Origin of the sequence: Nocardioides pocheonensis (assembly GCF_003725535.1) — a bacterium.
GTDB lineage: Bacteria > Actinomycetota > Actinomycetes > Propionibacteriales > Nocardioidaceae > Marmoricola > Marmoricola pocheonensis.
Genome location: NZ_RJSF01000048.1, coordinates 50,962 through 73,199, shown reverse-complemented (window position 1 = coordinate 73,199; position 22,238 = coordinate 50,962). Strand labels below are relative to the sequence as shown.

Below are 22,238 nucleotides of genomic sequence, written 5' to 3'. Positions count from 1 at the left end.
GCCTCAACGGGGTGTGACGACGGCGACACTTCCGGGGCGATGAGACCCCTCCCCGAGCGCCGCGATGCTGGGTACTGTCGTGGTGACTCACCGCTAACTTCCAGGAGGAGCCCCATGTCCGGATCTGTCATCGTCGCCGGTGCGCGCACGCCCATCGGCCGTCTGCTCGGCGGGCTCAAGGACCTGTCCGCGGCCGACCTCGGTGGAGTCGCGATCAAGGGCGCGCTGGAGAAGGCCGGTGTCTCCGGTGACCAGGTCGACTACGTGATCATGGGCAACGTGATCCAGGCCGGCAACGGCCAGAACCCTGCGCGCAGCGCGGCGAACGCGGCGGGCATCCCGCTGAACGTCCCCTCGATCACGATCAACAAGGTGTGCCTCTCCGGGATCAACGCGATCGCGCTCGCCGACCAGCTGATCCGCGCGGGAGAGCACGAGATCGTCGTCGCCGGTGGCATGGAGTCGATGACCAACGCGCCGCACCTGCTGCCGAAGTCCCGCGAGGGCTTCAAGTACGGCGACGTCGCCCTGGTCGACTCGATGGCCTACGACGCCCTCTACGACCAGCTCACCGCGCAGGCGATGGGCCTGCTCACCGAGGAGCGCAACAAGGTCTCCGACGGGCTCACCCGCGAGGAGCAGGACATCTTCTCCGCCGAGAGCCACCAGCGCGCCGCCCGCGCGATCAAGGACGGCCTGTTCGACGACGAGATCGTGCCGGTCGTGATCAAGACCCGGAAGGGTGACGTCGAGATCACCACCGACGAGGGCGTCCGCGCCGACACCACGCCGGAGTCGCTGGCCGGCCTGCGCCCGGCGTTCTCCAAGGACGGCACCGTCACCGCCGGCTCCTCCTCGCAGATCTCGGACGGCGCAGCCGCCGTGGTCGTGATGAGCAAGGCCAAGGCCGAGGAGCTCGGCCTGACCTGGCTCGCCGAGGTGGGTGCCTCCGGCCAGGTCGCCGGCCCGGACTCCACGCTGCAGTCGCAGCCGGCCAACGCGATCAAGGCTGCGGCCGCCAAGGAGGGCATCGCCGTCTCCGACATCGACCTGTTCGAGCTGAACGAGGCCTTCGCCGCGGTCGGGCTGCAGTCATCGAAGGAGCTGGGCATCTCCGACGACGTCGTCAACGTCAACGGCGGCGCGATCGCCCTCGGCCACCCGGTCGGCATGTCGGGCACCCGCATCGTGCTGACCCTCGCCAACGAGCTCAAGCGCCGCGGTGGCGGCATCGGCGCGGCCGCGCTGTGCGGCGGCGGCGGCCAGGGCGACGCCCTGATCGTGCGCGTGCCTCAAGCTTGAGCACTCGCCGTAGGTCGACTGCGGACGTCCCCGGACTGGTCGAGAAGGCCAGGGCCGGGGACGCCCGTTCCGTCGCCCGGCTGATCTCCCTGGTGGAGGACGCCTCGCCGCTGCTGCGCGAGGTGATGGCCGGGCTCGGCAAGGCCGCCGCGGAGCGCACCGACGGCGGCGCCCACATCGTGGGGATCACCGGCTCGCCCGGGGTCGGGAAGTCCACCTCGACGAACGCGCTCGTCGGGGCGCTGCGCAAGCAGGGCAAGCGCGTCGGCGTGCTGGCGGTCGACCCGTCCTCGCCGTTCTCCGGTGGTGCGCTCCTCGGTGACCGCATCCGGATGCAGGACCACGCCCTCGACCCCGAGGTCTACATCCGGTCGATGGCCTCGCGCGGCCACCTCGGCGGCCTGTCCTGGGCCGCGCCCCAGGCGCTGCGCGTGCTCGACGCGGCCGGTTGCGACGTGATCCTCGTCGAGACCGTCGGGGTCGGGCAGAGCGAGGTCGAGATCGCCTCGATGGCCGACACGACGCTGGTCCTCCTCGCGCCCGGCATGGGCGACGGGATCCAGGCGGCCAAGGCCGGGATCCTCGAGATCGGCGACGTCTACGTGATCAACAAGGCCGACCGCGACGGCGCCGACCAGGTCCGCCGCGAGCTGCGCTCGATGCTGTCCCTGGCCGAGCGGCCGGAGGGCGCCTGGAAGCCCGAGATCGTCAAGACCGTCGCGATGACCGGCGAGGGAGTCGACGACGTGATCGCCGCCCTCGACGCGCACCTTGCGCACCTGCGCTCGTCCGGCCAGCTCGAGGCCCGTCGCCTGCGCCGCGCGCGCGAGGAGATCGAGGCGATCGCCGTGACCTCGCTGCGCGAGCGGTGGGGCGACGTGCACGCCCGCACCGAGCTGGACGACCTGGCCGAGCAGGTGGTCGCCGGCCGGACCGACCCGTACGCCGCCGCCGACGAGCTGCTCGCGGGCATCGGGGACTGACCGTGCCCAGAGCCGCCGTCGCGACCCCGCGCGACCTGACCGGCCGGACCGTCGTGGTCACCGGCGCCGGGCGCGGCTCGATCGGGCTCGCGACCGCCAGGATCCTGGCCGACTGGGGCGCCGAGGTCGTGGTGACCACCCGGTCGGCACCGGTACCGGCCCCCCTCGGCGACGCCGTCGCCTGGCACCCGCTCGACCTTGCCGACCGCGACTCGGTGGACGCCTTTGCGGCCTGGCTCCTCGACCGGTACGACGGCCGCCTCGACACCCTGGTCAACAACGCCGGAATCCACCTCGACCTGCGCTCGACCTGGACCGAGCCCCCGCTGGTGGACGGCCACGAGATCCACTGGCGCACGAACTACCTCGGCACCGTCCAGCTCACGCGCTTGCTGCTGCCCGCCCTGCTCGCGCGGGCCGACGACGGCGGCGAGGCGCGCGTCGTGCACGTCGTCTCGAAGCTGCACCGGCGCGGGTCGAACGTCGCCCTCCACGACGGCGTCGAGCCCTACGACTCATGGGCGGCGTACGGCACCTCGAAGCTGGCACTCGTCCACGACGCCGCCGAGCTGTACCGGCGGCACGGCGACCGGGGCCTGCGGGCGTGCTCGGTGCATCCGGGCTCCGTCTTCACCCACATCGCCGACCACGGGCTGGAGACCAGCCCGGTGCTCGGGCGGCTCCGCGCACTCGCCGCGCCGCTCGAGCGCAGGATCCTGCTCACCCCGGAGCAGGGTGCCCAGACCACCCTGCACTGCGTCGCCGACCCGGACGTGCGCCACGGCTACTTCCGCGACTGCGCCCCGGCGGAGCCGTCCGTCGACGCGCTTGACGTCGTGGCGGCACAGCAGCTCTGGGAGCGGACCGACGCCTGGCTGACCGAGACGCGATGATCGCGTCCGGACCGATCACGCAGGTCGCCTGGGTGACCGACGACCTCGAGGCGACCGAGACGCTGCTGCGCGAGCAGTTCGGCAGCGGGGCGTGGACGCGCATCCCCGACGTGCGCTTCGGCCCGGAGCACTGCACCTACCGCGGGGAGCCGGCCGACTTCACCGTGCACGTCTCGCTCGCCTACCTCGGCGACCTCCAGCTCGAGCTGATCCAGCCGGTCTCCGGGGAGTCGATCTACACCGACTTCCTCGCCGAGAACCGCCCGGGCCTGCACCACGTCTGCTTCGAGGTCGACGACCTGGCCGCGGCCCGGAGCCGCGCCGAGGCGTCCGGGCTGCAGGTCGTGCAGGCCGGCTCGATGATGGACGGTGCGATGGAGTTCGCCTACGTCGACGGGTCGTCCGCCGGTGCGCCGTACGTCGAGCTCGCCCGGATCGGCCCCGAGATGGCGGCGTTCTTCGAGGCGATCCGGCGCGCCTGAGCCTCGCGGCGGAGCGGGCGACCCGCCGGGCGCGCCTCCGTGGCGGGCACCTCGATCGTTGGTAGAAAGGTGCTCGACGTGCGCGCGCTTCCCCCTGCTCTCGGCCGCACGGCAGACGACGATCGGAGCTGACGATGACAGGCGTCCTCAAGAAGGGCATGGCCGTGCTCGTCGTGGTGTTCATCGGGTTCTACATGTTCACCGATCCCAGCGGCCTCGCGCAGACGACCAAGGACGGCGCCGGCGCGCTCTGGCAGGCGCTGACCACGCTGTTCGCCGCCCTCATCGACTTCATCAACTCCTTCAAGTCCTGACCGGCGGTCGCCCCATGGCCTGGCTGCCGCGGTTCCTGGTCGATCCCCAGATCGGGCGGCACCTGCTGCGCGACGAGGGCGAGGTGATCGTCGACGAGGTGTGCAAGCACTGGGTCGTGTACGTCGTGCCGGCGCTGATCGCCGTGGTCGGGGTCGGGTTCCTCGGGCTGTTCCTGGTCTCGTCGGTGTCGGTGGCCTGGCTGCCGCTCGTGATCGGGCTGGGCCTGCTCAGCTGGGCCGGCTGGCGCGCGCTGGCGGCGAACATGGACCGCTTCGTGATCACGAACATGCGGGTGTTCCGGGTCAAGGGCGTCCTCGCCCGGTCGCTGGCGACGATGCCGCTCGGCCGGATCCTCGACATCACCGTGGTGAAGCCGATGACCGGGCGGCTGCTGGGCTACGGGCACTTCACCTTCGAGTCCGCGGCGCAGGACCAGGGCCTGCGCGACATCCGCTTCGTGGGCAGCCCCGACGCGCGCGACCTGGCCATCCAGCGGGTCGTCCAGCGGGCCGGGCTGCGCGGCGCGCCCCGGCTCAGCGGCTGAGGCGCTGCAACCGGAACCACTGCGGCGCGGTCGAGCGCAGCGGCTTCGGCATGCCGCTCGTGTCGGCGGCCGTGACGTCGAGGACCTTCCAGCCCGGCAGTGCCCGGGTGACGTCGGCCTCCCCGGCGCCCCGGGGGAGCAGCGGCCGGCCGTTCGGTCGGAACGCGAGCAGCAGCAACGTCGCGTCGGGCGCGGCGAGCGCGGTGACTCCCCGGCCCATCGCGGCCCGCTGGTCGTCGTCGAGCCCGTGGAAGCACCCGACGTCGAGGAAGAAGTCGACCTCGCCCTCGACCCCCGCCTCCTCGAGCCGGGTCACGTCGCCGACGACGAAACGGGCCGTCTCGGCTCCCGGGCGACGGCGAGCGCGCTCGACGGCCAGCTCGACGGCGTCGAGGCCGGTGGCGCTCCAGCCCCGCTCCGCGAGCTCGACGGTGTGGCTCCCGGTGCCGCAGCCGAGGTCCAGCGCGCGACCCCACGGAGGAGTGCGGTCGGCCTCCTCGCGGGCGAGCAACCCGGTGAACTGGACCGACGCCTCACGTCCGGCGCGCTCCCACGGAGTGACGTTGAGGCGGTAGGCGAGCTGGTAGCCGACGGACATGGTGATGCCTCCTGAATTGGATCGGGTAATACCCGAATGAATATGCCCTACAGTGATCCCGATGAGCGAACCTGTCAAGAGCCGGCCCTACCGGTCACCGCTGCGCGCCGAGCGCGCGCGGGCGAACCGGGAGGCGATCCTGCGCGAGGCGCACCGGATGTTCCTGGCCGACGGGTACGCCCGCACCCCGGTCGCCTCGGTCGCTGCGGCGGCGGGCGTGAGCGAGGACCTGGTCTACAAGCTGTTCGGCAACAAGCGCGGCCTGGTGGTGGAGGTCCTGAACTTCGCGGTCACGGGTCGGTACGGCGCCCCGGTCGTGCTCGACCAGGACAAGCCCCGGCAGGTGCGCGAGGAGACCGACCAGCGGCGTCAGCTAGCCCTGTTCGCCGAGGACATCGCCGGGCGCACCAGTCGCGCGCGCCCCGTCGACGACGTGATCCGCTCGGCAGGTGAGGTCGACCCCGTGCTCGCCGCCAAGCGCGCCGAGATGCACGAGGAACGGCTCAGGAACCTGCGCACGTTCGTCGGCTGGCTCCGGGCGAACGGCCCGCTGCGCCCCGGTCTCGGCGAGGAGGAGGCGGCCGTCACGGTCTGGACCGTCACGGGTCCCGACGTGCACCGGCTGCTGGTCGACGAGCTCGGCTGGGACCACGCGCGGTACCACGCCTGGGTCCACTCGACGCTCGAGGCGGCCCTCCTGCCGTAGATTCTCCGCGTGCTGCCCTTCGACCCGATCGACGAAGCCGCCGCCCAGTGGGCGAAGCACTGGCGCGGCGTACCGCAGATGCACGCGGTCACGTCGCTGATGCGGGTGCAGCAGCTCGTGCTCGGACGCCTCGACGCGATCCTCAAGCCGCACGGCCTGACCTTCGCGCGCTACGAGGCGCTGGTGCTGCTCACGTTCTCCTCGCGGGGCTCGCTGCCGCTGGGCAAGATGGGTGAGCGGCTCCAGGTGCACCCGACCTCGGTGACCTCGATCGTCGACCGGCTCGAGCAGGCCGGCCTGGTCGTGCGCCGCCCGCACCCCGACGACGGGCGCGCCGTGCTCGCGGAGATCACGCCGGCCGGGCGCGACCTGGTCGAGCGCTCGACGGCCGACCTGGTCGGCGCGGACTTCGGTCTCGGCGCCCTCGACGAGGCCGGCCTGCGGGCGCTCTCGGAGCTGCTGCGTCCCGTGCGCAAGGCCGCCGGCGACTTCTGATTCGCCAAGCCTGAACTTGCGAAGGCTTGCTGGCGAATCAGGTTGAGGAGGGTGAGGCACGCCCGAACGAAGAGAGGGGTGCCTCAACCGTCTCGAAACCTCGACTGCCGGCGTCGCCACGCGTCCTGGAACGGTTCCCTTGGCCCGGATATTAGGACGTCCTAGTATCGAGTGCATGAGCACCGCACGCGAGCGCTGGCAGGAGCGGTACGCCGCAGCGCGGGTCCGCGAGGCCGACTTCACCACCTTGTCGGGCGCGGAGGTCGAGCCGGCGTACGGCACCGACGACGGCGAGTGGCCGGGGGAGTACCCCTTCACCCGCGGGCTGTACCCGTCCGGCAACCGCGGCCGCACCTGGACGATCCGTCAGTTCGCGGGGTTCGGCAACGCCCGGCAGACCAACGAGCGCTACAAGATGATCCTCGGCCGCGGTGGCGGCGGCCTCAGCGTGGCCTTCGACATGCCCACGCTGATGGGCCGCGACTCCGACGACCCCAGGTCGCTGGGCGAGGTGGGCCACTGCGGCGTCGCGATCGACTCGGCCGCCGACATGGACGTGCTCTTCGACGGGATCCCGCTCGGCGAGGTGACCACCTCGATGACGATCAGCGGGCCCGCGGTGCCGATCTTCTGCATGTACCTGGTCGCGGCCGAGCGCCAGGGGGTCGACCCCGGCGTCCTCAACGGCACGCTGCAGACCGACATCTTCAAGGAGTACATCGCGCAGAAGGAGTGGCTGTTCGGCCCGGAGCCGCACCTGCGCCTGATCGGTGACCTGATGGAGTACTGCGCCGCGGGCATCCCGGCGTACAAGCCGCTCTCGGTCTCCGGCTACCACATCCGCGAGGCCGGCTCGACGGCCGCGCAGGAGCTCGCCTTCACGTTGGCCGACGGCTTCGGGTACGTCGAGCTCGGGCTGTCGCGCGGCCTCGACGTCGACGTCTTCGCGCCGGGGCTGAGCTTCTTCTTCGACAGCCACCTGGACTTCTTCGAGGAGATCGCGAAGTTCCGGGCCGCCCGCCGGATCTGGGCGACGTGGATGCGCAACGTCTACGGCGCGCAGACCGAGAAGGCGCAGTGGCTGCGGTTCCACACCCAGACTGCCGGGGTGTCGCTGACCGCGCAGCAGCCCTACAACAACGTGGTGCGCACCGCCGTCGAGGCGCTCGCGGCCGTGCTCGGCAGCACCAACTCGCTGCACACCAACGCCCTCGACGAGACCCTCGCCCTGCCCAGCGAGCAGGCCGCGGAGATCGCGCTGCGCACCCAGCAGGTGATCATGGAGGAGACCGGTGTGGTCAACGTCGCCGACCCGCTCGGCGGCTCCTGGTACGTCGAGGCGCTGACCGACCGGATGGAGGCGGAGGCGACCGCGATCTTCGACAAGATCCTCGCGATGGGCGGGTCCTCGCTCACCTCGGCGGACGTCGACGGCCTCGCCGAGGCCACCCGGCGTGGAGCTGCGTCGAAGGAGGCAGGCCCCATCACCCGCGGCCTGCTGCGCGGCATCGAGGACGGCTGGTTCATGTCCGAGATCGCGGAGGCCGCCTTCCAGTACCAGACGGCGCTGGAGAAGGGTGACAAGAAGGTCGTCGGCGTCAATGTCCACACCGACTCGGTCACCACCGAGCTGGAGATCCTCCGGGTCTCCCACGAGGTCGAGGTCGAGCAGGTGCGCGCGTTGAAGGCGCGCAAGGAGGAGCGTGACGCCGAGGCGGTCGAGCGCGCGCTGGCCCGGCTCCTCGAGGTGGCGCGCACCGAGGAGAACATGATCCCCGCGATGCTCGACGCCGCTCGTGTGGAGGCCACGCTCGGGGAGATCTGCGACGTGCTCCGGGCCGAGTGGGGCGAGTACCGCGAGCCGGCCCGGTTCTGACGCCGAGGCTCAGGCCGACTGCTCCTCCGGCGACGGGGTCGGAGCGGCGCGCAAAGGCTGGGCCGCCTTGGCGTAGCCGGCTGCGTTCGCAGGCAGCCTGACCACGAAGGTGGTGCCCAGGCCGTCGGGGCCCTGCTCGGCATGGATCGAGCCGCCGTGCCGGTCGGCGATCCGGCGGCAGATCGCCAGGCCGAGCCCGGTGCCCTGGTAGCCGTCCCGGTGCGCGCGGTGGAAGGTCTCGAAGACCAGGTCGCGCTGGTCGTCGGGGATCCCGATCCCGTTGTCGGTCACGCGCACCTCGAGCCAGTCGTGGTCGCGGTGGCCGCGCACGTCGACGCGCGGGCGCACTCCCGGCGCGACGTACTTGACCGCGTTGCCCAGGAGGTTGTCGAAGAGCTGGCGGGCGAGGACGGGATCGGCCCACACCTCCATCGCGGGCGCGACCGAGATGATCGGCGGCTCGGGACCCTCCTCGCGCAGCCGTGCCAGCGCGCGGATCTCGGCGGTCAGGTCGACGGGGCCGGGGCGCAGCGACTGGTCGCGCGCCACCGTGTAGGCCAGCAGGTCCCCGATCACGTGGCGCATGTGGTTCGCCGCGTCCTGCAGGTGCCGGACCATCGGCATGCCGACGTCGGCGGTGACGGCTCCGTCGGCGAGCTCCTCCTCGAGCGCCTCCGCCCAGCCGGAGACGACGGTCAGGGGGTTGAACAGGTCGTGCGCGACGACGCCCGCGAAGGACGCCAGCGCATCGCGGTGCTGGCGGTCGAGCGTGACGTCGCGGATGTTGATCATCGCCAGCGGCCGGTCGTCGGGGTTCAGCTGGGGAAGCGGCTCCACACCGATCTCCAGCACCCGGCCCTGGGGCACCGCGTCGGCGCGCAGGTGGAAGTCGGCCGGCGGCACCGCCTCGCCGTCGAGGGTCCGCAGACCCGGGAGGTCGTCGTCGGACAGCGGCGTGCCGTCCGCGTGGTACAGCCCGTACGTCGCCGCCGGGCGCAGGCTGCGATGCAGGTCCTCGATGCCGAGCAGGATGGGGGTGGCGGCGTTGGTGAGCACGATCCGGCCGCCCTCCTCGACCACCACGAGGCCCTCGTTCATCGAGTCCAGGACCGCGCGGAGCAGGCGAGTGCGCTCGTCGGACTCGCGTCGGGCCTGGCGGAGGTGCCGCGTCGCCTGGTCGCGCTCGACCCGGCTGAAGGCGAGGGCCAGCCCGGTCAGCACGGTCGTCGCCATGAACACCTGCGCCACCAGGGCGCGGTAGTGCGGGGAGTGGATGTCGGCGAGCGGCCCGAGGCCGTTGAGCGTGAACAGCAGGCCGGCGGCGCCGATCGCGAGGCCGTGCACCATGACCGCCGTCGGCGTGAACCGCAGGCCGGCCCAGATCGACACGGACAGCACGAGGAACGACAGCGGCTCCGCCGTGCGCTCGCCGAAGATCGCGGCGTACAGGCCGACCGTGGTGGCGACGAGGAGCTCGGCCTCGACCAGTCGGGCGAGGGTGCGGGCGCGCGCGGCGTCGTACAGGATCCGGGCGAGGTCCTTCGCGCCGGTGGCGGCGAAGAGCGGAGGCCCGGCGATCAGGCCGAAGACCGTGATCACGACCATGCTCACGGAGTTGCGGCCCCACCAGACGGCCACGCTGATCGGGGCGAAGTCGGCGTGCGCGGCCCAGAGGGCCAGGGCGCCGGTGAGCGCTCCGGCCAGGCAGGCGAGCGCGGAGATGGCCACGAGCCTGCCGAGGTCGGCCAGCCGGTGCAGCGGGACGTGGCCGCCGAGGCCCCACACGTCAGTGGTCCAGCGCCGCGTGAGGAGCACGAAGAGCGCGACCTGGAGGGTGTTCGAGGCCGCGAAACCGAGGCCCGCCGGCACCGAGGCGCCGGTGACGACGTTCACCCCGAAGCTCGCGACCGCCAGGGCTGCGAAGTCGGTGGGCCAGGTGCGGCGGTCGCCGGTCGACAGCCAGAGCGCCGCGACGCCGGCCGCGGGCCAGATCAGGCTCAGCGAGGTCTCGTCGATGACGGTGAGGCGCCCGAGGAAGCCGAATGCCACGAAGAGCACCGTGCCGAGGGCAACACGCAGCAGCCGTCGGGCAGGCGGCGGCATCGGCGAGGTCGCAGGGGCGCGATCCATATGTCCATCTTGAGGCATGTCGCCCCGCTGTACGCCGTTATGGCGGGGTTCGGTCGGTCACATGACCGTCGCCTGCGCGAACGTCTCCTTGGTGGCCGGCAGGGTGAGCTCGATCTGCGTCCCGGAGGTCCCGGCCGGCGTGGTCACGGCGATGGTCCCGCCGTGGCGCTCCACGATGTGCCGGCAGATCGCCAGGCCGAGGCCGGTGCCCTCGTACTCGGTAGCGCGAGCGCGTTCGAAGGTGTCGAAGATGCGCTCCCGGTCCTCGGGGGCGATCCCGATCCCGTTGTCGACCACGCGGACGCGCACCCAGCCGTCGTCCGCCTCGGCCTCGACTCGCACATCGGGCACGACGCCGGGGTCGACGTACTTGCGGGCGTTGCCGATCAGGTTGTCGAACACCTGCGGGAGGAGGACAGGGTCGCACCACACCGCCGGGAGGTCTCCGTAGTGCACGCGCGGCTGGACGCCCTCGACCACTGCGGTGGTCTCCACCACGGCGTCGAGCACGTCCTCGAGCTCGACGTGCGACGGGTTCGGGGCCTGGTCACGGGCCAGCGCGTAGGCGAGCAGGTCGGAGATGAAGTTCTGCATCCGCCCGGTCGCCGACTCGACGTGGCGGAGCATCATCCGGGCCGTGTCCGGGTCGACCGGCCCGGCGTCGAGCGCCTCGAGCAGCTCGGCCGCCCAGAGCTCCACCGAGGTGAGCGGGCTGCGGAGGTCGTGCGCGACCACCTGCGCGAACGCCGTGAGCGCGGTGCGCTGCTGCTGCTCCTCGGTCACGTCGCGGATGGTGGTGACCGCCCGCCTGGGGTCGGTGTCCCGGATCTGGGGGAGCAGGCGTGCGGAGACGTCGTAGATGCGGTCGGCCGGACGGCCCGGCCGGGCCAGGTGGACGACCTCGTGGACCTCGCCCTCGCCCGCGAACGCGCGCGTGTGCGGCATGTCGGCGTCCCCGAGCGCTCGTCCCTGGGCGTCGGTGAGCCGGTGGGCGTCCGGAGGCGCGTCCTTCTTCGTGTGGAAGTGCAGCGGGGCCAGCAGCCGGGTCACGGCGGGGTTGCCCAGCAGGAACCGGCCACTCTCCTCGACCACGGCCACCCCCTCCTCGAGGTTGGCCAGCACCAGGGTCAGGTCGTCGGCGAGCACCTCCGCCGCGTGCTCGGACTCCCGCAGTCGCCCGATGGTCACGTCGCGCTCACGACGGCTGAGAGCGATCGTCAGGCCGGTCCCCAGCAGCGTGAGCGTGAAGACACCGAACGCGAGCGCGCGCCGGTGCGGTTCGGGGAGGGCGGCGACGGGGCCGTACCCCTCGGTCGTCAGCCACGCGGCGGCGGCCACGACGGCGAGCGCGTAGGCGCCGGTGAGCGGCGCGGCGTACCGGATGCCGACGAGGGCGACCGCCATCAGCAGCACGAAGCTCACCGGCGCGTCGGTCACCCACAGGAAGCCGGCCAGGAACACCAGCACGGTGACCCCGAGACCGGCCGCGACCAGCAGGACGTCGATCCGTCTGATCGATGCGCGCACGCAGCCCAGCCGGCCTGACCCGCCCCTCGTGGGCAGCGCGACGAGCCACCCGCCGATGACGAGCAGGGTCACACCGACGGCGGCCATCGAGACGGTGTGGGTGACCCCGATCTCACCCGCGCGCTCGACCGGCGACCCGGGCTCGGGCACCAGCAGGGCCAGCGCGAGCAGGACCTCGACGAGCCCCGCCGCCGCGGCGGCGGCGACCAGCAGCCCGTAGTGGCGCAGCGTCTCGACCTCGTCGGTCCCGCCCGTGCCCCAGAGCCCGGGCGTCCAGAGCTGGGAGAGGAAGAGGAAGGTGACGAGTCCCAGGGGCACTCCGAGCAGGCCGTTCACGACGGCCCAGCCGGACGGATCGAGACCGTGCGCTCCCACTCCGGCGATGACTCCGACCAGGGTGAGCTCCACCGCGCGCAGGCGACCGGGGGAGCTGGTCGCGAGCCAGGCCAGGGCCACCCCGGAAGCGGGCCAGACCATCGCGAAACCCGACCCGTCGGAGACGGTACGCAGGCCCAGCCAGGTCGTGGCGGCGTACGCGACCGCCCAGGCGAGTGTGCGGGTCACGGCGGCCGGGCCGGACCGGGACGGCACGCCGGAGGGCCCCGGCGCCCCCATCGCGTCGAGGCTCACGGTCCCCCGGTCCCGAGTCCGGGCACGCGGCCCGGTCACTCCTCCAGTATCAGGGCGACCCGGACAATTAGCCACGGTTTGCCCCGGTTTGCTGCCTGAGCGGACCGGCGGTCGGGCACGACCCGGGATCGGCCACAATGGGATCCATGACGCAGCAGCCCTCCGACCAGGCACGTCCCACCCCGTTCTCGCGGCCGGGCGCCGTGGACCTCTCCGGGCTCCAGCCGGGGCCCGCGTCCGCCGGCGGCCCCGGCGTCAGCGGCGCCTACACGGTGCAGGTCGACGAGCAGAACTTCCAGTCGGTCCTCGAGGGCTCGATGAACGCCGCCGTGCTGCTGGCCTTCTACAGCGCCTCGCGGTCGCCCGAGAGCGCACGCCTCGCCGACGACCTGCAGGCGCTGTCCAACGAGTTCGAGGGCCGCTTCCTGCTCGGCCGCGTCGACGTCGACGCCCACCCGCAGATCGCCCAGGCCGTCCAGGTGCCCTCGGTGCCCTACGTCTTCCTGGTCGCCCAGGGCCGGCCGATGCCGCTGCTCCAGGCTGCCGCGCCGATCGACGACCTGCGCACCGCGATCACGCAGGTGCTCCAGCAGCTGGCCACGAGCGGCTTCGCGGGCCGCCACCAGCCCCGGGCGGGCGAGGTCGACGCCGAGACCGGCGAGGAGACCCTCGACCCCCGGTACGCCCCGGCGCAGGACGCCCTCGAGCGCGGCGACATCGACGCCGCGGTGGCCGAGTACCAGAAGCTGGTCGACGCCAACCCGGCCGACGCCGAGGCCGCGGCCGGGCTCGCGATGGCCCAGGTCCTGCAGCGCACCGCCGGGGTGGACCTCAACGCGGCCCGGGCCGCGGCCGCGGCGAACCCCGACGACGTAGACGCCCAGACCATGGTCGCCGACCTCGACCTGCTCGGCGGCCACGTCGACGACGCGTTCAACCGCCTGATCGAGCTGGTCCGCCGCTCCGCCGACGCCGACCGTGACCGGGCGCGCACCCACCTGATCGACCTGTTCGGCGCGGTCGGGAACGCCGATCCCCGGGTGCAGCGCGCGCGCCGCGACCTGGCGTCCGCCCTGTTCTGAGACGCAGAATTCACTACCCCGGTAGTGAATTCGCCGCTTCTCACACCGGATTCGGTGTGGCGAGCGTTGATTTCGCAACTCGGGTAGCGAATTCGCCGCAGCCGGCGACCGCCGTGTTACAGCCGCTTCTCACCCGATCCCGGCCCACGTGAGCAGGCTCACGCACTTCACGCGCTCCTCGCAGCGCCTGCGAGAAACGGTTTACGTCGGCGTCACGCCGCGCGTGACGGCTGCGAAACATCGGCTTGAGACCTTGCAGGTCACGATCCACCCGAGGATCGGTGACCACAAGGAGCCCTGATGTCCGCCACCGAGACCGAGACCGCCGCCTCGTCGGCCACAGTCGAGAGCGCGCCCCCGCATCTCCCCCGAAGCGGTTGGATCGAGCACTGGACGCCTGAGAACCCCGACTTTTGGGAGTCGTACGGCAAGCCGGTCGCCCGTCGCAACCTGATCTTCTCGATCCTTGCCGAGCACCTCGGGTTCTCGGTCTGGCTGCTGTGGAGCGTGAGCGCAGCCCTGCTCGCCAAGGTCGGCTTCAACTTCACCCCCCAGCAGCTGTTCTGGCTGGTGGCGGTGCCCAACCTGGTCGGCTCGCTGCTGCGGCTGCCCTACACCTTCGCGGTGCCGAAGTTCGGCGGTCGCAACTGGACGGTCGTCAGCGCCCTGCTGCTCGTCATCCCGACGATGCTGTTCGCGTTCTTCGTGCAGCGCCCCGACACCCCGTTCTGGGTGTTCATCGCGATCGCCGCGACGGCCGGTTTCGGCGGCGGCAACTTCGCCTCGTCGATGGCCAGCATCAACTTCTTCTTCCCGACCAGGGCGAAGGGGACCGCGCTCGGCCTCAACGCCGCCGGCGGCAACGCTGGCGTCGCGGTGATCCAGTTCTTCCTGCCGATCATCGTCGGCGGCGCCGGCGCCTTCGGCCTGGTGAAGGCCAGCCAGAGCGGCATCGTGCTGCAGCGCGCCGGCTACCTCTACGCCGCCCTGGCCGTGCTCGCCGCGGTCTGCGCCTACCTCTTCATGAACAACCTGCACGCGGCGTACTCCAAGCCGCGCGAGCAGATGGCGGTCGTGAAGTACAAGCACACCTGGGTGATGGCGTTCCTCTACATCGGCACGTTCGGCTCGTTCATCGGCTACTCCGCCGCGATGCCGCTGCTGATCAAGATCAACTTCTTCCGCTCGCCGATCCCGACCGCCTCGATCGGCATCAACTTCGCCTACTACGCGTTCCTCGGCGCCCTGGTCGGCTCGATCGCCCGCCCCTTCGGTGGCTGGCTGGCCGACAAGTACGGCGGCGCGAAGGTCACGCTCGGGTCGTTCGCCGCCATGATCGTCGGCACGCTCGGAGTGCTGCTCACGCTGTCGAAGCTCGACACCGTGCCCGCCCCGGACCCGGCGAAGATCGCGGCCTGGACGAAGGACCCGTCGAGCTTCCCCGGCTTCCCGCCGGCGGTGGTCACCGCGGTGAACCACAACTCCGACCTGTTCCCGTGGTTCCTGGTCTGCTTCCTCTTCGTGTTCGCCGCGACCGGGATCGGCAACGGCTCGGCGTACCGGATGATCCCGGCGATCTGGAAGGTGAACGCGAAGAAGGCCGGCGCCGCCGGCTCGCCGGCCCGGATCGCCGCGGAGGGGAAGGCCACCAAGGAGGCCTCGGCGGTGCTGGGCATCGTGGGTGCCGTCGGCGCCCTCGGCGGGTTCCTGATCCCGATCACGTTCAGCTCCCCCTGGATCGCCGACCCCGTCGCCGCCGTGCGGAGCGCGTTCGTGATCTTCACGGTCTTCTACGTGATCTGCCTGTCGGTGACCTGGTTCGTCTACCTGCGCCCGAAGTCCGAGATGGCCGCGGAGCACGTGTGACGCGGACCCACTGTCCTTACTGCGCGCTGCAGTGCGGGATGACGCTGACCCCCTCCGAGGAGGGGGTCAGCGTCACGCCCCGGGACTTCCCGACCAACCGCGGGGGGCTGTGCCAGAAGGGGTGGACCAGCGCCGACGTGCTGCGTGCGCCGGACCGGATCACGCGGCCGCTCGTCCGCGGTGAGTCCGGCGACCTGGAGCCGGTGAGCTGGGACGAGGCGCTCGCGTACGTCGCGGCGCGTGTCCGTGCCATCCAGGCCGCCCACGGTCACGACGCGGTCGCGGTCTTCGGCGGCGGCGGTCTGACCAACGAGAAGGCCTACCAGCTGGGGAAGTTCGCCCGGGTCGCCCTGCGCACGCGGCACATCGACTACAACGGGCGCTTCTGCATGTCCTCGGCAGCGGCCGCGGGCAACCGGGCCTTCGGCGTCGACCGCGGGCTGCCGTTCCCGCTCGCCGACGTCGCCGGCGCCGACGCGGTCCTGCTGGTCGGCAGCAACGTCGCCGACACGATGCCGCCGCTGGTCCAGCACCTCGGCCCGGTCCGGGCCAAGGGCGGCCTCGTCGTGGTCGATCCCCGGCACTCGGCGACCGCCGCGCTGACCGATGCGGAATCGACCGGTGCGGGCGGCCTGCACCTGCGGGCACTGCCGGGCACCGACCAGGTGCTGCTGCTCGGGCTGCTGCACCTCGTCGTCGCCGACGGGCTCGCCGACGAGGAGTACCTCGCGGCCCGCACGACCGGCTGGGACGACGTACGCCGCTCGGTGGCGCTGTGGTGGCCCGACCGGGTCGCCCGCGTGACCGGCGTACCGGAGGCGCTGCTGCGCCGGGCTGCGCACCTGCTCGCCGACGCCTCGCCGGCCCGGGGAGGAGCCGGCGCGGTGGTGCTCACCGGACGCGGCGCCGAGCAGCACACCGACGGTACCGACACCGTGACCGCCGCGATCAACCTCGCGCTGGCCCTCGGCCTGCCGGGCCGCCGGTCCAGCGGCTACGGCTGCCTCACCGGGCAGGGCAACGGCCAGGGTGGCCGCGAGCACGGGCAGAAGTCCGACCAGCTGCCCGGCTACCGGATGATCGACGACCCCGAGGCCCGCGCGCACGTGGCCGGCGTCTGGGGGGTCGACCCCGACCTGCTGCCCGGCAAGGGCGTTCCCGCGGTCGAGCTGCTCGGCAAGCTCGGCGGCGAGGTCCGCGGGCTGTTCGTGCACGGCGCGAACGTGCTGGTCAGCGCTCCCGACGCGTTGGCCGTGCGCCGCCGGATCTCCGAGCTCGACCTCCTCGTGGTCTGCGACTTCGTGCCGGGGGAGACCGCGCAGCTGGCCGACGTCGTCCTGCCGGTCACCCAGTGGGCCGAGGAGGAGGGCACGATGACCAACCTGGAGGGTCGGGTGCTGCGGCGGCGGAAGGCGCTCGACCCTCCGGGTGAGGCCCGGAGCGAGCTCGACATCCTCGCCGACCTGGCGCGTCTGCTCGACTCCCCGGCAGCCTTCGAGACCGACCCGGCGACCGTCTTCGACGAGCTCGCCCGGGCCAGCGCGGGCGGGCGCGCGGACTACTCCGGCCTGTCGCACGCACGTCTCGACGCCGTCGAGGAGGGGCTCTTCTGGCCGTGCCCCGCCGGTTCGGACGGCACGCCCCGGATGTTCACCGAGCGGTTCGCGCACCCCGACGGCCGGGCGCGGATGGTCGCCACCACCCCCGGGGCGCCCGCCGACGACCTGCAGCCGGACCGACCCGTCTACCTGATCACCGGGCGGGTGCTCGCGCACTACCAGTCCGGCGCGCAGACCCGCCGGGTCGCCGCCCTCAACCGGGCGTCGGCCGAGCCCTTCGTCGAGCTGCATCCCCAGCTGGCTCGGCGGCTCGCCGTCGACGACGGCGACGACGTGGCGGTCACGTCGCCGCGCGGCACCGCGGTCGCCCGCGCACGGATCACGACCGGGATCCGCCCGGACACCGTGTTCATGCCGTTCCACTGGCCCGGCGCGGGCATGGCCAACGCCGTCACCAACGACGCCACGGACCCGATCTCCGGAATGCCGGAGTTCAAGGTCTGCGCCGTCTCCGTCGCGCGCGCCGACCTGGCGACGGCGCTCCATGAGGCTCCACGACCGGACACCGAGGAGATCCCCGCATGACGCTCAATGCCCCCGAGAAGGCCTCTGGCCAGGCTCCCGAGAAGGTCCTGGTGATCGGCGCCGGCATGGTCGGGCACCGCTTCGTCGAGGAGCTGGTCCGAGGCGACCGCGACCAGCGGTACGCCGTGGAGCTGGTCGGTGAGGAGGAGTACGAGCCGTACAACCGGATCCTGCTCTCCGACGTGCTCGCCGGCCGCTCGGACCTCAAGGCGATCTCGCTGCCGATGCCCGACCCGGGGCGGGTGCAGTTCTGGCGCGGCGTCGCGGCCTCGGCGATCGACCGCGAGTCCGGAGTCGTGCACCTCTCGGACGGCAGCACGCGGCCCTACGACCGGCTGGTCCTGGCCACGGGCGCCCGCGCGTTCGTGCCGCCGGTGCCCGGCCTCGGTGTGTCCGACGAGGGCGGCCAGCCGCGCCACGTCCACGTGCTCCGCACGCTCGACGACTGCCGCAACATCGCCGCACGGGCGATCAACGCCAAGCACGCGGTGGTCCTCGGTGGTGGCGTGCTGGGTCTCGAGGCGGCCTGCGGGCTCCGCCGCCGCGGCGTGCCGGTCACCGTCGTCGACCTCGACGCCCACGTCATGGCCACCCAGCTCGACGCACCGGCCGCCCACGTGCTCGCCGCCCAGCTCGCCGACCTCGGCGTGGACGTGGTCACGGGCACGAGCGTGGCCGAGGTGATCAGCGCCTACGACGAGCTGGTGGCGGTCCGGCTCACCGACGGCCGGATCGTGGCCGCCGACCTGATGCTCGTGTCCTGCGGCGTCCGGGCCAACGTCGAGCTCGCCCGTGGAGCCGGCCTCGACGTCGACCGGGGCGTGGTGGTGGACGCGACGCTGACCTCCACCGACCCCCGCGTGCACGCCATCGGCGACTGCGCGCAGGCACCCGGCGGGATGCCCGGCCTGCTGGCGCCGGGATGGCGCCAGGCCGAGCAGCTCGCCCGGATGCTCACCGAGCCGACGTACGCCGAGGAGGCCGACGAGACCGCCGGCCCCGCGGCGAGCCAGGAGCCGGTGCGCCTGAAGGCCGCGGGCGTCGACCTGGTCACGATGGGCGTGCGCGCCTCGACCGCGCGCGACACCGACCGGGTCATCACGCTCAGCGACCCCGCCGGTCGCCGGCACGTCGACCTGGTGGTGCGCCCCGACGACCGGGGCGAGCCGACCCTGGTCGGGGTGACCTGTCTCGGCGCCGCCGACGTCTCCGCGACGCTGAGCGTCGCCTTCGACCGGCGCACCCCGCTGCCGGTGGACCCGCTGGCGCTGCTGCTGCCCGACGGCGGCCGGGCCGAGGAGTCCACCTCGCCGGTGCGCATGCCCGGGTCGACCACCGTGTGCCGCTGCAACGGCGTGTCGAAGAAGGACATCGTCGCCGCCTGGGAGGCAGGTGCCGGCACCGTCGAGGCGATCGCCGGCCGGACGCGAGCCACCACGGGCTGCGGCGGCTGCAAGGACGTGGTCTGCGGACTCGTCGACTGGCTCAACGCCAGCGACCCGGCCTCGCCGCTGTCCGACGCCGGCACCGGGCCCGCGGACCGCCCCCTCACCGACGCCACCTCGCCGCTGGGAGGCGGCCGTAGCACGGACGTAACACAGCGAAACATCACCGCCCCATCGACTTCCTAAGGTGCCTCCATGTCCAGTACTCACCCCACGCTGGCCAGCCGAACCGACCGTCCCCGCCGCCTGCACGTCATCGGTGGCGGCATGGTCGCCCACCGCCTGGTCGAGGCCCTGCGCGACCGCGACGTCGACGGCACCTGGACGGTGGACCTCTACTGCGAGGAGCCGCGGGCGCCGTACGACCGGGTCGCCCTGACGTCGTACTTCTCCGGCAGCAGCCCCGACGACCTCCTCCTCGGTGACGACCCGCTCGACCACGACCCCCTGGTGACCGTGCACGTCGGCACCCGGGTGACCGCGATCGACCCCGAGACCCGCACGCTCACCGTGGACGGCCGCGCGGAGGCGTACGACGCCCTCGTGCTCGCCACCGGCTCCTCGGCCTTCGTGCCGCCGGTCGCCGGCGCCGACCTGCCCGGCGCCTTCGTGTACCGCACGATCGAGGACGTGCAGGCGCTCGAGCGCTGGGTCCAGGACGGCGGACGGCCGCTCCAGGGTGTCGTCGTCGGCGGCGGGCTGCTCGGCCTGGAGGCCGCCGGCGCGCTGCACGGCATGGGCGTGCGGAGCACGGTCGTGGAGTTCGCCGACCGGCTGATGCCGCTCCAGGTCGACGAGGGCGGCGGGGCTGCGCTGCGCCGGATCATCGAGGGCATGGGCGTCCAGGTGCGCACCTCCACCGCCACCGCGGCGCTGCACGCCGGCAGCGACGGCAACGTCGGCTCGATGGAGTTCGCCGACGGCACCACCGTCGAGGCCGACGTGGTCGTGTTCGCCACGGGCGTCCGCCCCCGCGACGAGCTGGCCCGGGAGGCCGGGCTCGTGGTGGGTGAGCGTGGTGGCGTGGTCGTCGACGACGCGTGCCGCACCGTGGCCCCCGACGTCTACGCGGTCGGCGAGGTGGCGTGCATCCACGGCCGCACGTGGGGCCTGGTCGGACCGGGCAACACGATGGCCGAGGTCGTGGTCGACCGGCTGCTCGGCGGCGAGGCGACCTTCCCGGGCGCCGACACGAGCACCAAGCTCAAGCTCCTCGGCGTCGACGTCGCGTCGTTCGGCGACGCGTTCGCCGACTCCGCCGGCAGCCTCGAGGTCGTGTACGCCGACCCGGTGGCCAAGGTCTACAAGAAGCTCGTGATGTCCGACGACGCCACCACGCTGCTCGGCGGCGTGCTGGTCGGCGACGCCAGCGCCTACGCCTCGCTGCGCCCGATGCTGGGATCCGCGCTCGGGTCGGACCCGAACGCCTGGCTGCTGCCCGAGGGCGGCGTCGCCCCGCCGACCGGCGAGCTGCCGGACGCTGCCAACGTCTGCTCCTGCAACAACGTCACGGCCGGCACCATCCGGTCCGCCGTCTGCGACGCGGGCTGCACCGACCTGGGGTCGCTGAAGGCGTGCACCAAGGCCGGCACCAGCTGCGGCTCGTGCCTGCCGCTGGTCAAGAACATCCTCAACGCCGAGCTGAAGAAGTCCGGCGCCGAGGTCAGCACGGCGCTGTGCGAGCACTTCGCGTTCAGCCGCGCGCAGCTGTTCGACATCGTCTCGGTCACGGGACTGCGCACCTTCAGCGAGATCATCGCCGCGCACGGCACCGGTCGCGGGTGCGACATCTGCCGGCCGGTGGTCGCGTCGATCCTCTCCTCGCTCGGTGCCGGTCACGTGATGGACAAGGACCTGGCGCGGCTGCAGGACACCAACGACCACGTGATGGCCAACCTGCAGAAGGACGGCACCTACTCCGTCGTACCGCGGGTGCCGGGCGGTGAGATCACGCCCGAGGGGCTGATCGCGATCGGCGAGGTGGCCAAGGACTTCGGGCTCTACACCAAGATCACCGGCGGACAGCGGATCGACCTGTTCGGGGCCCGCCTCGAGCAGCTGCCGGCGATCTGGCGGCGCCTCGTCGACGCGGGCTTCGAGTCGGGCCACGCCTACGGAAAGGCGCTGCGCACGGTGAAGTCGTGCGTCGGGTCCACCTGGTGCCGCTACGGCGTGCAGGACTCCGTCGGCATGGCGATCGACCTCGAGCTGCGCTACCGCGGCCTGCGGTCACCGCACAAGCTCAAGCTGGGCGTCTCGGGGTGCGCCCGCGAGTGTGCCGAGGCGCGCGGCAAGGACATCGGCGTGATCGCCACCGACAAGGGCTGGAACCTGTACGTCGGGGGCAACGGTGGCTTCACCCCGCGGCACGCGCAGCTGTTCGCGGAGGACCTCGACACCGAGTCCCTGGTCCGCACCATCGACCGGTTCCTCATGTACTACGTGCGCACCGCCGACCGGCTCCAGCGCACCGCTCCCTGGGTGGAGGAGCACGAGGGCGGTCTCGAGGCGATCCGCGCGGTCGTCATGGAGGACTCGCTCGGCATCTGCGCCGACCTCGACGCCGCGATGGCCGCGCACGTGGAGAACTACCGCGACGAGTGGGCGGCGACGCTGGCCGACCCGGAGAAGCTCTCGCAGTTCGTCTCCTTCATCAACAGCCCGGAGTCCTCGGACCCCGACCTCACCTACGTCGAGGAGCGCGGCCAGCGGCGGCCCGCGACTCCCGACGAGCGACAGCTGATCGCCGGACCCAGACTGGAGGTGCGTTCATGACGCTGCAGGCCGAGTCGCCGACCGAGCCGCTGGCTCGCGAGACCCCGCGCAACGAGTGGGTCGCGGTGTGCACCAAGAGGCAACTGATCCCGGAGCGCGGCGTCGCCGTGCTCGTGAAGGACCAGCAGGTGGCCCTGTTCCGGGTCACCGGCACCGACCCGCGGACCGGTGAGCCGGCCGACTTCGTGTACGCCGTCGGCCACCGGGACCCGTTCGCCGACGCCAACGTGATCGCGCGCGGGATCGTCGGGTCGGTCGGGCAGGGTGACGCCCAGCGCGACACGGTCGCGTCGCCGATGTACAAGCACGTCTTCGACCTCGCGACGGGCGAGTGCCTGACGGACCCGAACGGTCGGCTGCCCGTCTACCGCACCTGGATCGCCGGGGGAGTGGTCTACGTGCATCCCGTCCCCGTCACCCCGGCGCTGGTCGCCTGAGCCAGCCC

At 72.4% G+C, this 22,238-nt stretch carries 18 protein-coding genes; 15 read left to right on the top strand and 3 right to left on the bottom strand.

The annotated features are described in order from the left end of the window. The first annotated feature begins 114 nt into the window (after positions 1–114). From EFL26_RS22725 to EFL26_RS22700, 6 genes are all read left to right on the top strand, one after another. Positions 115–1,302 (top strand): acetyl-CoA C-acetyltransferase, encoded by a 1,188-nt coding sequence (locus EFL26_RS22725; protein WP_123225214.1) that lies wholly within the window; start codon positions 115–117, stop codon positions 1,300–1,302. Beyond that, the gene (gene meaB / locus EFL26_RS22720; protein WP_123225213.1) at positions 1,299–2,285 is read left to right on the top strand and encodes a methylmalonyl Co-A mutase-associated GTPase MeaB; all 987 of its coding nucleotides are present in this window, start codon (positions 1,299–1,301) and stop codon (positions 2,283–2,285) included. The genes EFL26_RS22725 and meaB overlap by 4 nt, the downstream gene beginning before the upstream one ends. A gap of 2 nt (positions 2,286–2,287) precedes the next feature. Then, positions 2,288–3,178: an SDR family NAD(P)-dependent oxidoreductase gene (locus EFL26_RS22715; RefSeq protein ID WP_183408338.1), complete on the top strand. Its 891-nt coding sequence runs from the start codon at positions 2,288–2,290 to the stop codon at positions 3,176–3,178. Next, positions 3,175–3,660, top strand: coding sequence for a VOC family protein (locus EFL26_RS22710; RefSeq protein WP_123225211.1), 486 nt, complete (start codon positions 3,175–3,177; stop codon positions 3,658–3,660). The genes EFL26_RS22715 and EFL26_RS22710 overlap by 4 nt, the downstream gene beginning before the upstream one ends. 134 nt (positions 3,661–3,794) lie before the next feature. Further along, a complete protein-coding gene (locus EFL26_RS22705; protein ID WP_123225210.1) occupies positions 3,795–3,974 on the top strand; it encodes a hypothetical protein in 180 nt (59 codons plus the stop codon). A 14-nt stretch (positions 3,975–3,988) separates the two neighbouring features. Beyond that, positions 3,989–4,519, top strand: coding sequence for a PH domain-containing protein (locus EFL26_RS22700; protein WP_123225209.1), 531 nt, complete (start codon positions 3,989–3,991; stop codon positions 4,517–4,519). Here EFL26_RS22700 and EFL26_RS22695 read toward each other — a convergent pair. After that, positions 4,509–5,117, bottom strand: a complete 609-nt coding sequence (locus EFL26_RS22695) for a class I SAM-dependent methyltransferase (protein WP_123225208.1) — start codon at positions 5,115–5,117, stop codon at positions 4,509–4,511. The two genes, EFL26_RS22700 and EFL26_RS22695, sit on opposite strands and share 11 nt — an antisense overlap. Before the next feature lie 61 nt (positions 5,118–5,178). On the opposite strand from EFL26_RS22695, the gene EFL26_RS22690 reads away from it, so the two are divergent. The 3 genes from EFL26_RS22690 (at position 5,179) to icmA (ending at position 8,194) form a co-directional block, all read left to right on the top strand. Further along, entirely contained in the window at positions 5,179–5,823 is a 645-nt protein-coding gene (locus EFL26_RS22690; RefSeq protein ID WP_148046812.1) for a TetR family transcriptional regulator, read from the top strand. A gap of 9 nt (positions 5,824–5,832) precedes the next feature. Beyond that, positions 5,833–6,318, top strand: a complete 486-nt coding sequence (locus tag EFL26_RS22685; RefSeq protein WP_425464127.1) for a MarR family winged helix-turn-helix transcriptional regulator — start codon at positions 5,833–5,835, stop codon at positions 6,316–6,318. A gap of 175 nt (positions 6,319–6,493) precedes the next feature. Next, positions 6,494–8,194 (top strand): coenzyme B12-dependent isobutyryl-CoA mutase large subunit, encoded by a 1,701-nt coding sequence (gene icmA / locus EFL26_RS22680; protein WP_123225206.1) that lies wholly within the window; start codon positions 6,494–6,496, stop codon positions 8,192–8,194. Positions 8,195–8,203: 9 nt separating this feature from the next. Here icmA and EFL26_RS22675 read toward each other — a convergent pair whose 3' ends face one another. Together EFL26_RS22675 and EFL26_RS22670 are read right to left on the bottom strand one after the other, a co-directional pair. Further along, positions 8,204–10,324, bottom strand: a complete 2,121-nt coding sequence (locus tag EFL26_RS22675) for an ATP-binding protein (RefSeq protein ID WP_183408337.1) — start codon at positions 10,322–10,324, stop codon at positions 8,204–8,206. Positions 10,325–10,381: 57 nt separating this feature from the next. Then, positions 10,382–12,520 (bottom strand): sensor histidine kinase, encoded by a 2,139-nt coding sequence (locus tag EFL26_RS22670; protein ID WP_183408336.1) that lies wholly within the window; start codon positions 12,518–12,520, stop codon positions 10,382–10,384. 107 nt (positions 12,521–12,627) lie between these two features. Here EFL26_RS22670 and EFL26_RS22665 point away from each other — a divergent pair, with 107 nt between their 5' ends. From EFL26_RS22665 to EFL26_RS22640, 6 genes are all read left to right on the top strand, one after another. Continuing rightward, positions 12,628–13,563, top strand: coding sequence for a co-chaperone YbbN (locus tag EFL26_RS22665; RefSeq protein WP_123225203.1), 936 nt, complete (start codon positions 12,628–12,630; stop codon positions 13,561–13,563). A gap of 300 nt (positions 13,564–13,863) precedes the next feature. Beyond that, the gene (locus tag EFL26_RS22660; protein WP_123225202.1) at positions 13,864–15,429 is read left to right on the top strand and encodes an MFS transporter; all 1,566 of its coding nucleotides are present in this window, start codon (positions 13,864–13,866) and stop codon (positions 15,427–15,429) included. A gap of 38 nt (positions 15,430–15,467) precedes the next feature. Next, positions 15,468–17,573, top strand: a complete 2,106-nt coding sequence (locus EFL26_RS22655; protein WP_246000349.1) for a molybdopterin oxidoreductase family protein — start codon at positions 15,468–15,470, stop codon at positions 17,571–17,573. Further along, positions 17,570–19,204: an FAD-dependent oxidoreductase gene (locus EFL26_RS22650; protein ID WP_123225200.1), complete on the top strand. Its 1,635-nt coding sequence runs from the start codon at positions 17,570–17,572 to the stop codon at positions 19,202–19,204. Before EFL26_RS22655 ends, EFL26_RS22650 begins: the two co-directional genes overlap by 4 nt. Positions 19,205–19,213: 9 nt before the next feature. After that, the gene (gene nirB, locus EFL26_RS22645) at positions 19,214–21,793 is read left to right on the top strand and encodes a nitrite reductase large subunit NirB (protein ID WP_123225199.1); all 2,580 of its coding nucleotides are present in this window, start codon (positions 19,214–19,216) and stop codon (positions 21,791–21,793) included. Beyond that, positions 21,790–22,230 carry a nitrite reductase (NAD(P)H) small subunit gene (locus EFL26_RS22640; protein WP_123225198.1) on the top strand — a complete coding sequence of 147 codons (441 nt, stop codon included), beginning with the start codon at positions 21,790–21,792 and terminating at the stop codon, positions 22,228–22,230. Before nirB ends, EFL26_RS22640 begins: the two co-directional genes overlap by 4 nt. The last annotated feature ends 8 nt before the right edge of the window (positions 22,231–22,238 follow it).

Coding starts and splice junctions, on each gene's coding strand:
- EFL26_RS22725 (WP_123225214.1), top strand. CDS start 115: ATGTCCGGATCTGTCATCGTCGCCGGTGCGCGCACGCCCATCGGCCGT.
- EFL26_RS22675 (WP_183408337.1), bottom strand. CDS start 10,324: ATGGATCGCGCCCCTGCGACCTCGCCGATGCCGCCGCCTGCCCGACGG.
- icmA (WP_123225206.1), top strand. CDS start 6,494: ATGAGCACCGCACGCGAGCGCTGGCAGGAGCGGTACGCCGCAGCGCGG.
- EFL26_RS22665 (WP_123225203.1), top strand. CDS start 12,628: ATGACGCAGCAGCCCTCCGACCAGGCACGTCCCACCCCGTTCTCGCGG.
- EFL26_RS22655 (WP_246000349.1), top strand. CDS start 15,468: ATGACGCTGACCCCCTCCGAGGAGGGGGTCAGCGTCACGCCCCGGGAC.
- EFL26_RS22695 (WP_123225208.1), bottom strand. CDS start 5,117: ATGTCCGTCGGCTACCAGCTCGCCTACCGCCTCAACGTCACTCCGTGG.
- EFL26_RS22700 (WP_123225209.1), top strand. CDS start 3,989: ATGGCCTGGCTGCCGCGGTTCCTGGTCGATCCCCAGATCGGGCGGCAC.
- EFL26_RS22660 (WP_123225202.1), top strand. CDS start 13,864: ATGTCCGCCACCGAGACCGAGACCGCCGCCTCGTCGGCCACAGTCGAG.
- EFL26_RS22640 (WP_123225198.1), top strand. CDS start 21,790: ATGACGCTGCAGGCCGAGTCGCCGACCGAGCCGCTGGCTCGCGAGACC.
- nirB (WP_123225199.1), top strand. CDS start 19,214: ATGTCCAGTACTCACCCCACGCTGGCCAGCCGAACCGACCGTCCCCGC.
- EFL26_RS22710 (WP_123225211.1), top strand. CDS start 3,175: ATGATCGCGTCCGGACCGATCACGCAGGTCGCCTGGGTGACCGACGAC.
- EFL26_RS22650 (WP_123225200.1), top strand. CDS start 17,570: ATGACGCTCAATGCCCCCGAGAAGGCCTCTGGCCAGGCTCCCGAGAAG.
- EFL26_RS22690 (WP_148046812.1), top strand. CDS start 5,179: ATGAGCGAACCTGTCAAGAGCCGGCCCTACCGGTCACCGCTGCGCGCC.
- EFL26_RS22705 (WP_123225210.1), top strand. CDS start 3,795: ATGACAGGCGTCCTCAAGAAGGGCATGGCCGTGCTCGTCGTGGTGTTC.